This window comes from Flavobacterium orientale (assembly GCF_014638005.1).
Taxonomy (GTDB): domain Bacteria; phylum Bacteroidota; class Bacteroidia; order Flavobacteriales; family Flavobacteriaceae; genus Flavobacterium; species Flavobacterium orientale.
The window spans coordinates 522,033-534,888 of record NZ_BMFG01000001.1 but is presented as its reverse complement, the minus strand read 5'-3'; the positions used below and the strand labels follow the sequence as shown (position 1 = coordinate 534,888).

The following is a 12,856-nucleotide window of genomic DNA, read 5'->3' as shown; positions in this document are numbered from 1 at the left end:
TATTATGTATTAATTTTTTACCACTTTAACAATATGTTCTCCATTTTCGGTAGTAACCTTAACTAAATAGGTTCCATTTGGAAGATCACTCATTAAAACCTGAGCTTGCAAATCATTATTTTGTTTTGTGATAATTTGTTGTCCTAAAAAATTGAACACTGTTACTTCATTAATTGTTTGAGAATAACTTAAATTCAATACATCAGAAACAGGATTAGGATAATATTTGAAACTAGAAGTATCAAAACCACCTACACTTAAATTTGCATCATAAGCAGCAACTAAGAAGTTACTGTCAGTTGGTGTTGGAGCTGCTGCTCCAAATTTCCATACTGCAATATACAATACATCTCCCGGCGTTAATCCTGTGAGATTCAACAATGACATGAATCCATTTCCACCATCATCATCACAACCAATTTGTGTTAATGTACCACAAGCTCCTGTGTAAACTGTTACAACAGAGTCGGTCATTCCATTTGCTGTTGCACTTCTTGTTTCAATGGTTAAATTACCAGATGATGGCACAACAACTGAATACCAAACCTCAAAAGTAGAATTTGACTGACAACTAGGTGTTAATCCTGATGTTGTAGTTGCACCCAAAATTGTTCCAGCTGTTGCATTTGCTGCAAAGTCTACTCCTACTGTTAATGATGCGGCTCCTGAACACAAATCATTAGCTGGTGCTGGTGGTGGATTTACTGTTAATACACCGCTAACATAAACTGTTCCATCCCAGAAATTACCTTGATTGTTTGAATCAATACCTCCGTAAACAAATGGACCTGTATTTAATCTAAAACGTGTAGCGTAATAATAAGTACCTGGTGCTAATGTTGCTCCAATTGTTGCTTCATATTCATCATTATTACTCACATGTCCAGAATTCCATGTTGCAGGAACCCAAGTTGTCCAAGTATTTGGATTGGTGTTTTGTCCAACCGGACTAATACCTACCCATGCAGTAATTCCAGGTGCTTGACCAACAATATTTGGTGCTACATCTGTTAGACCGGCTTCATAAACTTGTCCGTAAACTGTACCTGAACCTCCTTGAGCGATGTTCAATACCGGTGGCCATTGTAAGCTCACATAATCAGGTGCGTCTGTTGAAGCGACACCACATATTATTGATTTTATTCGATTTACATTTTGAGTACCACAAGCACTGTCTGTGTGTAGATAAAATCTTATCGTTCCTGTTAAATCTGACACCCACGTTAAACCTTGAGTTCCAGATGCCAATACCGTTACTCCTGTTGCATCAGAAATTGTTACAAAGTCTGTTGAGACTGAGCTTGAGAAAGTATATGTTTCTCCTAAAATAACAGAAATATTTGAATATTCTCCAGCCCAAGAATCTGGTGCAACAGTGTTTGATGTTACTCCGTCACAAGTTGCTGGAGTGTAAGTCGCAGATGGATATAAAGTTCCTGTTAAACATCCAACTAATGGACAATCCTCATTAACTGTAACTGCTAATCTTGAAGTACTTTCACAACCATCAACTGTTTGAGAAGCATAATAAGTTGTACCATCTACCAATGCGGTAGTATCAGGCAATACATTTCCACCAGTTGCTAGATCATACCATATTACATTGGTTCCAACAACAACTAAATCAGCCAAAGTATCATCACAAAAATCTTGTGTAGCATCTCCGGTTGGAGCTGCTGTATTTGTGATTGTTACTGTTACCGCTAATCTGGCAAAACTCTCACATGTTAAAGTTTGAGAAGCATGATACACTTGACCATCAACTAAAGCATCTGTAGCTAATAAAGCAGTACCACCAGCTGAAGTAGTATACCATTTAATTGCTGTTCCTGTAGCTTCTAAATCTGCTACTGTTGCTGAATTACAAAATTCTTGTGTTGCATCTCCTGTTGGAGCTGGTGTGTTTGAAGGACAGTCATAAGCAGAAATATTATAATTTCCTTGTGTACCATTGTAACCAAACACTCTAACTATCACAATCTCTCCAGGTGTTCTTCCTGTTAAAGTTACTCTTGAGAGATTATTTCCACCTCCAATGTCGTCATTACAAGTTATGGCACTTAAAGAGCCACAGGTACCTGAATAAACCTGCATAACACTATCTGTAAGACCTCCAATGATTGCTGAAGTTTCAATTATTACGTTACCAGAAGCAGGTATTACTACACTATACCAAACATCTTTACCAGTAGTTGTAAAATTTAAACTACCGCAAGAAGGTGCAGGAGTATCTGGACTGAGGGTAGCTCCTAAGTTGGTGGAAGATACTAAATTTGATGTTACGGTTTGCCCAACAGATAATGACACTGTATTTAAACACTCATCATTAGCAGGTGGTGGAGGTGGAGTACCTATACAAACATCAAATACACTGTTATGAACAGCATTTGCCCAAGAATAAATTCTTAAATAATAAGTTTGCCCTGGAACTAATCCTGTTGGATTACTCGTGTTTGGATCAGAGCAAGTGCCTGGAACTAATGTTAATGAATTACAATCTGCACCGGTCCAAACTGAGTGATACAAATCAGTGGTACTTCCTGTTATATTTAACAAATCTATTTTATGAGTTGTATTCGTTGCAACAAAAGAAAACCAAACATCATCGTTTTCAGTTCCCCCACAAGCAGCTGCATCAACCGGTGATGCGGTTGCTCCTGCAATTGTTCCTTGAGTCATAGATGTACAACTAAAATCTGAATTAACGGTCAATGCAACAGCTCCAGAGCATTCATCATTTACTAATGGATTAACTGTTAAAACACCACTCATATAAGTTGTTCCATTCCAAAAATTACCTTGTCCATTTGAATCAATCCCTCCATAAACAAAATTACCACCATTCAAACTGAAACGAGTTGCATAATAATAGGTGCCTGATGGAAGAGCAAAACCAATTTGAGCTTGATATTCATCATTATTACTTACGTGCCCTGAATTCCATGTTGCGGGAACCCATGTCGTCCATGTATTTGGATTTGTATTTTGACCTAAAGGACTTAAACCTACCCACATTTGAATACCAGGAGCTTGACCAGCAATATTTGGTGCCACATCAGTCAACCCGGCTTCATACACTTGACCATAAACCGTCAAAGTTTCCCCAAAATCTAATGTCCCATTAGAAGGGAATTGTAAAGAAACATAATCAGGCAAGTCAGTTAATAATTCACTATCATTAATTCCTAAATAAAAAGGTTCTGAGGTTAAATCACTAAATGAACTTATAATTCTTTGAGCCCCAGGAGTAGTTGTGCCTTGTTGATGTGTGCCAACAATTGAAGAAGCACGAACAATTCTAGCATTAGATGGACTAGCAATAGGAAAACCAAAAGCATTTGGGGCTATTAAAGACAGCACATGTGAAGCAGCAGCAGGTGTTCCTGATAACGCAGAAACACTCCAATTATCATTGGTTCTTAAATTGACGTTATAAGCGTCATCAAGAAATGACACATTACTTGTTCCAGCTGTTTCATTATATGTAACTGCAATTAAGCCTCCGGCACTAGGTGTTGTTCTTAACAAGAATGCATTTCTAAATTCATTCGCTGCATTTAAAAATGGATATCTACCTGCTTGTGTTGATGGATCAGTTCCAGCAGTAGTTGCGGTTCCGGTTCCACCATTAGTCCACCATCTAGCTAACGTAGTGCCACTAACAAAACCACCATTTGTAATGTTTAATGTCCCTGCTGTTGGTGTTGCAATTCCAACTACAAATGTTGCATTTGAATCCATTGCAACTCTTCCATTAGTAATTGTTAAAGTACCACTAACCGAAAAGGAATTACTAGGCTGTGGTATAATTGAACTATAACCTGAAATACTTACGCCAGCAGGATTTGAATTATTTATGGTCAAACTGGTTGTATTTGCAGTTGCTGAAGTTAGTGAATTACTGAATTGACCAGAACCAGAAATAGATTGTACCGAAGAAGATGTTCCTGCAATGGCATTTACAAATGTTCCTAATGTTAAAGTACTTGTATTGGTCAATAATCCATTATTAATTACATTACCGGCAATATGAAAAGCGGTTTGCATTCTAAATTCCCCTGAAATAATATTTAAATCGCCTCTAACTCCCCCAGTATAAAAGGGTCTAACAAATCTATTTGTACCTATTCCTGCATCAATAATTATATTTCCACATAACAATCTACCTCCACTAGGAAAAATATTATGACTAAAACCGTAAGCCGCATTTCCACCAGCGTCTGTTGAAACTCCGTCTCCAAATTTTAGATTATGGTTAACACCAAAAGATACTTGTGCAGAACCAAAATAGTAAAATGCATTTCCGCCTGGTGTAGTTCCTGAATTTGTAGCACCTCCTCCAACAGCAGTATGCACGTGTGGGTCAACAATAATTATAGTTCCACCAGTTACATTTACTGTTCCGATAAATGGGTTTGTTGAATTTCTTCCAATAGCAAAAATGTCCAACGACGCAGGAACACTCGTTGCAGCATTCCCTGTATCATTTCCATCAACTGTAATAATTCCCCCACTTTGAGTAAAACTCGAGGAATCAGCAAAGTATACATTCCCATTAACATTAAGGTTACCGTTAGAAATAATAAATGAACCACCCGTATTAACTACAAAAGAAGCATTTCTTTGAGAGGGAATTTCAACATTTAATTGGTTTGATGAAATTGTTAAACTCCCAGCACTAATTGTTAGGTTTCTAACACTTGCATTACTGGTTAGAGTAAGCAAAGAACCATTGGCTACAATAAAATTGTCAGCACTACTAATTGAAGCTGGAGATGCTCCAGTTCCATCACTAGTATCACTCCAAGTGGCTACATCATTAAAATCTGTTGCAGCACTTTTAGAATAATACGTAGTTTGAGAAAATACTTGCACTATCGCAAATAAGAAAAGTAAACAAAAGTAAGTTTTTTTCATATTTATATAATTTTAAATAACCTCATAAATGTATCAATAAAATATTATAAACAACAAAACTCACTTAAAAAAAGTGAGTTTTGTTAATAAATTTTACAAAAAAGAGCAATATCTATAAATACAGGTCCTGTTTGTTACAGTTTTGAAAGCAATCTAATCTTTTATACTAGGAATCAAAACCATTTCATCCGAATCTTTCAAATAATCTACTCCATCAAATCCAAATCCAAAAAGATTCAAAAAATCTTGTTTATATCCTGCAAGATCTCCTATGGCAGTCAAATTTTCTGTAGTGGATTCTACCCACAAAGCTGCTATTTGACTTTGAACATCTTCACGCATTTCCCAATCATCAATTCGGATTCTTCCTTGTTCATCTGTTGGAATTTCATTACCTTGATATAATCTATCACTATATAAACGTTGAATTTGCTCAATACAACCTTCGTGAATACCTTCGGCTTTCATGATTTTATATAACAATGATATATATAAAGGTATTACAGGAATTGCCGAACTTGCTTGCGTCACCAATGCTTTATTAACAGAGACATAAGCTTTTCCATTTAATGCACTCAACTTTTCAGTAATTTTAAATGCAGTAGCTTCTAAATCATCTTTTGCTCTACCAATTGTTCCTTTTCTATAAACAGCTTCGGTTACTGATGGCCCAATGTAAGAATAGGCTAAAGTTGTAGCTCCTTCAGCTAATAAATTTGCTTCTGCCAAAGCATCCATCCACATTGCCCAATCTTCACCACCCATTACTACAACCGTATTATCTATATCATCTTGGTTGGCCGGTTCAATTGAAACTTGTGTCACATTTCCGGTATGAAAATCTACTGTTTTGTTAGTAAATGTTTGCCCAATTGGTTTTAAAACAGAACGATGCAACACGCCAGTTTTTGGGTGCAAACGAACAGGTGAAGCCAAACTGTAAATTACTAAATCAATTTGACCCAAATCTGCATTTATCAAATCCAAAGTTTGTTGTTTAATTTCATCCGAAAAAGCATCGCCATTAATACTTTTTGCATACAATCCAACTTGATGTGCTTCTTTTTCAAAAGCAGCAGAATTATACCAACCCGGAGTTGCAGTTTTTCCCGGAGCCGGTGCCTTTTCAAAAAATACACCAATAGTTGCCGCGTCACAACCAAATGCACTGGTTATTCTTGAAGCCAAACCAAATCCGGTTGATGCTCCAATAACCAATACTCGTTTTGCTCCTTCTATTTTCCCTTTTGATTTTACATAGTCTATTTGATTTTTTATGTTTTGAGCACATCCATCCGGGTGAGCTGTTAAACATATAAATCCTCGCATTCTTGGTTCTATAATCATTTGTATAAATTTTTAAGGTTTTTTGTATTTTACTATTTTAATTTAATAATGCTTTTGCATGATTTATGGCAGAATCTGAAACCGAAGAACCCGATAACATTTGTGCAATTTCTATAATTCTATTTTCAGATGATAATTGTTCAATTTGCGTTTGAGTCACCTCGTTTATATTTGTTTTAAACACTTTAAAATGCTCGTCTCCTTTTGCTGCAATTTGCGGTAAATGAGTAATGGAAAAAACTTGCATGTTTTTACTCATATCTTTCATAATTTCGCCCATTTTATCAGCAATTTCACCCGAAACACCAGTGTCAATTTCATCAAAGAGTATGGTTGGCAATTGAGAATAATTAGACAAGACTGCTTTAACAGCTAACATTAGTCTCGACATTTCGCCTCCCGAAGCCACTTTTTTTAGTAATCCTAAATCAGATCCTTTATTTGCCGAAAATAAAAACTGAATTTCATCTTGACCATACGCATTGAAAAGTGAAGTTGGATTTAAAGCAATTTTGATTTGTGCATCCGGCATTCCTAAAAGTTTCAAAACTTCAATTAATTGCGTTTCGAGTTTTGGAATATTCATCAAGCGATTGGCTCTAAATTCTTGTGACATTAAAGTCAAAACTTCGTTGAGTTTAGAAATTTCTACTTCTAATTTGCCAATTTCATTTTCAATATTCACAATAGAATCAACTTTATCCTCTAATGAATTTTGAATATCCAATAACTCTTCAATAGATAGTACTTGATGCTTTTTCTGTAAATTATAAATGATTTGTAATCTTGAATTGATTACTTCTAATTGTTCCGGTTCAAAAACAAGGGTATCAGCCAATCCATTCATTTCGTTTAAAATATCTTTAAATTCAATTTGAATGGATTCTAAGCGTTCATGAATTTGTGCATATTGATTTGAAATGGTGCTAATTTTAAAAATAAGATTTTTTACTTCTTTAAGATTTTGTAAAATTCCGAATTGTTCATTATCAGATAGCGTTATTGCTTTTTCAAGTTGTTCTCTGATTAATTCAACATTTGATAATTTGGACAACTCTTCTTCAAGTTCTTCCTGAATGCCAATTTGAAGATTGGAAGCTACTAATTCTTCATATAAAAAAGTGGTATAATCTTGTTCTTTAACTTGGTTTTGAAGTGATGATTTAAGTTGTTCTAAAGTAGATTCCAGATTTTTTAATCCTTGTAATTTTGAATAAAACGCAGCAACCGCTTCACGTTGATTAGACAACGCATCAATCATTTCAAATTGGTATTTTGACTCTGTTATTTCAAGGGTTTGATGTTGCGAATGAATATCAATCAAAAAGATTCCCAATTCAGTTACTTGCTGTAATGAAACCGGACTATCGTTTATAAAAGCTCTCGATTTTCCATTTGGTAGAATCTCTCTTCTTATAATAGTTTGCTGTTCAAAATCGATATCATTTTCAGCAAAAAAAGCTTCTAAATTATACTTCTCAATTTGAAAACTAGCCTCAATGATGCATTTCTCTTCTTTGTTTTTAAGGGAATTTAAGTCGGCACGTTTTCCTAACACTAAACCTAAAGCTCCTAAAAGGATGGACTTACCTGCTCCGGTTTCTCCGGTGATAATAGTAAATCCGTTTGAAAAATCAATAGCTAATTTTTCAATTAAGGCATAATTCTTTATAGATAAAGCATTTAGCATTTCATTTTTTATTCAATAAATAAAATGCAATGTACTTAAAATCTATCAAAAAAATAACTTAAAAATCAAGATTGTATGAACAAGTTTTAAAACTTGATATTGGTCCATTTTGAAGAATTGAGTGGTGATATTCGATTTAAATTATCCACCAAATCTGCGATTGTAACATTCGGACCACCCGAAAAAACGGAAACAATTTCATCTGATTTGGTGTCAAAGAAAACACGTGTCAAAAACGCATTAGGTCTAACATTATGAATTTCATTTAAATTCATTAATGACTCTTTTATAGCGTCTTTACCCGATTTTAAATTATCAGCCATTATGTCTAATCCATTTACGTGATACTGAAACATTGATTCACGTATTGGATCAAAAGTATTAGATAATAAATCATTAACTAAAAAATAGCGGTTTTGAAATCCATCCGACTGACTCCAGCCTTTGTAACCTCCTGTCTGAGCAACAGTAACAATTGCTTCGGCTTGTTCAAAATAATTGGTTCCTCCTTTTGAAGAATAGGTATCAGCATCAATCCCTAAAATCACATAAACATAATAGGCCAAAACAGAAACTAAATTAGAATCAAAAGAATTGGGATTAAAAAATAAATTTTCAAATTCTACATATCTAAAACTAAAATCTTTATCATTAAAATTAAAAGTTGGAGTAGAATACAAACTGTTGTAAACCGGTCTCGAAGCTTGGACTTGAATTGTTGCAGTAAATGAATTTGCATTAAATTCCGATACATTTATAAACATAGAGCATTCTACACGTTCATTTTGCTTTAGCGTTAAATTTGTCCATTTTGTTTTGTTGACAAATTCATTCAATGAAGTTTCTAAAGTTTTAAAAATCTGCTGATTGGCAGATGTAACTCTATCAGAATTAACTTTTATTTCGCAATTCAATTCCTGTGCAGAAACTGCGATGAAACAAGTACATAAAAAAACTACTAAAACTTTATACATAGAACAATTGTATTATTTTATTTAAAATATCTTTTGCAACGTCTTCTTTTGATTTGAGTGGCATTGGCTCAATAGTAAAATTCTTATCTATGAATGTAACTTTATTGGTTGGCTTACCAAAACCGGCTCCTTCATCATTTAACGAATTTAAAACTATCAAATCTAAGTTTTTTTTCTGTATTTTCAATTTAGCATTTTCAATTTCATTTTCTGTTTCTAATGCAAATCCAATTACCAATTGCTTTTTCTTATTCAAACTTAAAGTTGCCAATATATCAGTTGTCTTTTCTAATTCAATAACAAAAGTAACATCTGATTTTTTTATTTTTTGATTGGCTACCACTTTTGGTTTATAATCTGCTACCGCTGCAGCTGCAATAAAAACATCTGAATTGTCAAAATGTTTTTTTGAAGCTTCAAACATTTCAGATGAAGAAGTCACAGCTATCAAATTAATGTTTTGATACTTTGGCTTCAACGATGTTGGTCCTGATACCAAAACAACCTCAGCACCTAACTTTGAAGCTTCATTTGCAATATCAAAACCCATTTTTCCGGTTGCATGATTTCCTATAAAACGCACCGGATCTATTGCTTCGTATGTTGGACCTGCAGTAATTAGTATTTTTTTTCCTTTCAATGGCAATTTTTCAGACAAATCCTTTTCAAGAAAGGCAACAATATTCTCAGGTTCAGCCATTCTACCTTCGCCTGATAAGCCACTTGCCAATTCGCCTGATTCGGCAGGAATCATAGCATTTCCAAATAATTTCAACTTAGAGAAACTGGAAAGCGTTGATGGATGTTTGTACATATCCAAGTCCATTGCAGGAGCAAAATAAACCGGACATTTTGCTGATAAATAAGTTGCAATTAACAAATTATCGCAATTACCATTAGCCATTTTGGACAAAGTATTTGCAGTTGCAGGAGCAATAAGCATTAAATCGGCCCAAAGAGCTAAATCCACATGGTTATTCCAGGAAGGATTTCCATCTTCTTCTTCATTTAAAAATTCAGAATGAACAGGATTTTTTGACAGTGTTGCCAACGTTAGGGGTGTTACAAAATCTTTAGAGGCAGGAGTCATTATTACTTTGACTTCTGCCTCTGATTTTATAAGCAATCGAACTAAAAATGCAGTTTTATAGGCGGCAATTCCACCAGAAACACCTAGTAGTATTTTTTTCCCTTTTAAAACTGACATAAATTTAGTCTTGTGTAGTATCTCTAAAATAAATTTTACCGTCCATCCATTCTTGAACCGCTAGAGCGTGAGGTTTTGGTAATTTTTCGTAGAATTTCGAAACTTCGATTTGTTCTTTATTTTCAAAAATTTCTTCTAAACTATCGTTATATGTTGCAAACTCTTCCAATTTTTCAATTAGTTCTTTTTTAATTTCAGAATTAATTTGATTGGCTCTTTTTGCCATTATTGTAATAGCTTCATAAACATTTCCAGTTGGAGCTTCAATTGCACTTTTGTCGTAAGTGATTGTATTTACAGTTGCATTGGTTTTCTTTAAATCCATGTTCGCTTCTTTATTTTGAAAATTGTGTTAAATCAGTATTTAATCGGCTCAACATTTCGTCGGCTTCTTTTTTATATTTTGTATTACTATTGAATTTCATCAACTTATCATGAGCTTCTTTAGCCACTTCAATGCGTTCTTTCATTTTTGATTCGATACTGTTAATTGCCAAATAATAGGCTGAATCAAATTTGTAGTACAAAGCATCTTCTTTAAAAGGCGTACCCGGATAATCATTAATAAAATTTTCCAAAACTACTAATGCAGCTTTATAATCACGAATAGTATTGTATTGTTTTGCTACTTCAAATGCTTTTTTTTCTAACTTTTCTCTTAACTCTTTTGCCAATTCATTTGCTTTAGGTAAATAGTCAGAATTAGGATAATTATCAATAAAAGCCTGTAATTTATCAATCGCTTTGTTAGTGTCTGTTTGATCTAAGCTGTAAACCGGAGATAATTGTGCATAACAAAATGCTCCTAGATATGCAGCTTCTTCAACTTTTTCACTTTTAGGATAAGAAGATGTAAAACTTTCAAACTGATAGCCTGCCAAATAATACTGTTTTGTTTTATATAAACTTTGAGAATACATATAAAACATCTTTTCAGCTTGAGGTTTACCTCTGTAACTTGGAGCTATTTGTTCAAATAAACGAATTGCTTTGTTATATTTTCCGGCTTCATATTTGGCTTCAGCCATTGGATATTTAACAGCAACATCTTCATTTTTTAATGCTTTTTGATATTCGCTACAAGAAGCAAGAAAAACAAGTAATACTAACGCAATAAATCTATTCATTTTATTCTACAGATTGTCTGATTTTTAAGGTATTATTTCTCTAAAAATCGAACTGCAAATTTAGTCATAAATAGCAGACTACAAAACATTTTTGGGAATTGTTCGATTTCTAGGTCAAAAAAACAAAAAAGATGCGAATAACTTCGCATCTTTTAAGTAATGATTAACATCATTTATTATTTATCTTGTGGTATTGGACTCACAAAGTTTTTCATTTCGTTGTCAAAAAGATACAATCCGCCTTTATCATCTCCAATTAGATTTACTTTATCTAAAATATAACGGGCGTTTGCTTCTTCCTCAATTTGCTCTGCAACATACCACTGAAGGAAGTTGTGTGTTGCAAAATCTCTTTCATCTAAAGTGATTCCAACTAGATTATTGATACTCTCTGATACTTTAATTTCGTGTTCTAACAATTGTTTGAACAAGGTTTTATAATGTGTTAAATCTAAAGAAGGTTCAACAGTTGCAGAAACTTTTGCTTGTCCGCCTCTTTGATTTACATATTTAATTAACTTTAACATGTGCAATCTTTCTTCATCAGATTGGTTATACATAAAGGTAGATATTCCTTCATAACCTTGAACTTCTGCCCATGAAGCCATTGCTAAATATACTTGCGACGAATCGCCTTCCATTTGAATTTGCTTATTTAACGCGTCTAAAACTTTTGTTGATAACATAGTATAAATTTTCTGAATTATTCAGCTAAATTACAATTTTATCTACAAATTTTTTAATTCTATTTGCTAAATCTTCGTTAACAGCAACCAATGGCAATCTTACATTGTTGTCAGCTAAACCTAATGCTTTGAAAACTTCTTTAATTCCAGCTGGATTTCCTTGTTCAAAAATCATATCAATAATAGCTGCCAATTGATAATGCAATTGATACGCTTCATCAACTTTACGTTCTAATCCCAAACGAACCATCGTGGAAAATTGTTTAGGAAACCCTTCGCCAATTACAGAAATAACTCCTGCTCCACCAGCCAACACCATTGGTAATGTTACCATATCATCACCTGAAATAACCAAAAAGTCTTTGGGTTTGTTTTGAATAATAGTCAAGGCTTGAACAATGTCACCTGCTGCTTCCTTAATGGCAACAATGTTTTTGAAATCATTAGCCAATCGAATTACAGTTGATGGCAACATATTGCTAGCTGTTCTTCCTGGAACGTTATATAATATGATTGGCAACGGCGAAGCTTCAGCAATTGCTTTAAAATGCTGATAAATTCCTTCTTGCGTAGGTTTATTATAATAAGGTGAAACTGATAATACTGCTGCAAATGCTGTTAAATCTCTGGTTTTTAATTCTTCAACAACTTGATGTGTATTGTTCCCTCCTACTCCAAGAACCAGTGGAAGTCTGCCGTTGTTTGTTGTAATAACAGTTTCAATAACTACTTCTTTTTCTTCGGAAGTTAACGTTGCCGGTTCGCCTGTTGTTCCTAAAACAACAAGATAATCAATGCCGTTTTCAATTTGAAAATTTACAATTCTTTTCAGAGCTTCTACATCAACTGAAAAATCGTTTTTAAAGGGAGTAACCAGTGCAACACCGGTTCCAATTAATGACTGCATA

Annotated in this window: 9 protein-coding genes; all 9 read right to left on the bottom strand. The window is 34.0% G+C overall.

Annotation, left to right across the window (positions count from 1 at the left end; genetic code table 11):
* Positions 1-9: 9 nt before the first annotated feature.
* The 9 genes from IEV15_RS02300 to dapA all read right to left on the bottom strand — a co-directional run bounded on the left by IEV15_RS02300 (position 10) and on the right by dapA (position 12,855).
* Positions 10-4,917: a T9SS type A sorting domain-containing protein gene (locus IEV15_RS02300; RefSeq protein ID WP_188360876.1), complete on the bottom strand. Its 4,908-nt coding sequence runs from the start codon at positions 4,915-4,917 to the stop codon at positions 10-12.
* Between the two features lie 153 nt (positions 4,918-5,070).
* Complete coding sequence (fabV, locus tag IEV15_RS02295; RefSeq protein ID WP_188360875.1) at positions 5,071-6,264, bottom strand: enoyl-ACP reductase FabV; 1,194 nt, start codon at positions 6,262-6,264, stop codon at positions 5,071-5,073.
* 37 nt (positions 6,265-6,301) lie between these two features.
* Positions 6,302-7,954 carry a DNA repair protein RecN gene (recN, locus tag IEV15_RS02290; protein ID WP_188360874.1) on the bottom strand — a complete coding sequence of 551 codons (1,653 nt, stop codon included), beginning with the start codon at positions 7,952-7,954 and terminating at the stop codon, positions 6,302-6,304.
* A gap of 86 nt (positions 7,955-8,040) precedes the next feature.
* Positions 8,041-8,928: a type IX secretion system protein PorD gene (porD, locus tag IEV15_RS02285; protein WP_188360873.1), complete on the bottom strand. Its 888-nt coding sequence runs from the start codon at positions 8,926-8,928 to the stop codon at positions 8,041-8,043.
* A complete protein-coding gene (gene coaBC / locus IEV15_RS02280; protein ID WP_188360872.1) occupies positions 8,921-10,135 on the bottom strand; it encodes a bifunctional phosphopantothenoylcysteine decarboxylase/phosphopantothenate--cysteine ligase CoaBC in 1,215 nt (404 codons plus the stop codon). The genes porD and coaBC overlap by 8 nt, the downstream gene beginning before the upstream one ends.
* Before the next feature lie 4 nt (positions 10,136-10,139).
* Positions 10,140-10,460 (bottom strand): DNA-directed RNA polymerase subunit omega, encoded by a 321-nt coding sequence (locus IEV15_RS02275; protein WP_188360871.1) that lies wholly within the window; start codon positions 10,458-10,460, stop codon positions 10,140-10,142.
* Positions 10,461-10,470: 10 nt separating this feature from the next.
* Positions 10,471-11,262: an outer membrane protein assembly factor BamD gene (locus tag IEV15_RS02270; RefSeq protein ID WP_188360870.1), complete on the bottom strand. Its 792-nt coding sequence runs from the start codon at positions 11,260-11,262 to the stop codon at positions 10,471-10,473.
* A 176-nt stretch (positions 11,263-11,438) separates the two neighbouring features.
* Positions 11,439-11,948, bottom strand: a complete 510-nt coding sequence (locus IEV15_RS02265; RefSeq protein WP_188360869.1) for a ferritin — start codon at positions 11,946-11,948, stop codon at positions 11,439-11,441.
* A 25-nt stretch (positions 11,949-11,973) separates the two neighbouring features.
* Complete coding sequence (gene dapA, locus IEV15_RS02260; RefSeq protein WP_188360868.1) at positions 11,974-12,855, bottom strand: 4-hydroxy-tetrahydrodipicolinate synthase; 882 nt, start codon at positions 12,853-12,855, stop codon at positions 11,974-11,976.
* Position 12,856 lies beyond the last annotated feature (1 nt).

What these genes read in the sequence shown, in the direction of transcription:
- IEV15_RS02300 (WP_188360876.1), bottom strand. Translation starts at nt 4,917, where the DNA reads ATGAAAAAAACTTACTTTTGTTTACTTTTCTTATTTGCGATAGTGCAA.
- porD (WP_188360873.1), bottom strand. Translation starts at nt 8,928, where the DNA reads ATGTATAAAGTTTTAGTAGTTTTTTTATGTACTTGTTTCATCGCAGTT.
- IEV15_RS02275 (WP_188360871.1), bottom strand. Translation starts at nt 10,460, where the DNA reads ATGGATTTAAAGAAAACCAATGCAACTGTAAATACAATCACTTACGAC.
- coaBC (WP_188360872.1), bottom strand. Translation starts at nt 10,135, where the DNA reads ATGTCAGTTTTAAAAGGGAAAAAAATACTACTAGGTGTTTCTGGTGGA.
- dapA (WP_188360868.1), bottom strand. Translation starts at nt 12,855, where the DNA reads ATGCAGTCATTAATTGGAACCGGTGTTGCACTGGTTACTCCCTTTAAA.
- IEV15_RS02265 (WP_188360869.1), bottom strand. Translation starts at nt 11,948, where the DNA reads ATGTTATCAACAAAAGTTTTAGACGCGTTAAATAAGCAAATTCAAATG.
- fabV (WP_188360875.1), bottom strand. Translation starts at nt 6,264, where the DNA reads ATGATTATAGAACCAAGAATGCGAGGATTTATATGTTTAACAGCTCAC.
- IEV15_RS02270 (WP_188360870.1), bottom strand. Translation starts at nt 11,262, where the DNA reads ATGAATAGATTTATTGCGTTAGTATTACTTGTTTTTCTTGCTTCTTGT.
- recN (WP_188360874.1), bottom strand. Translation starts at nt 7,954, where the DNA reads ATGCTAAATGCTTTATCTATAAAGAATTATGCCTTAATTGAAAAATTA.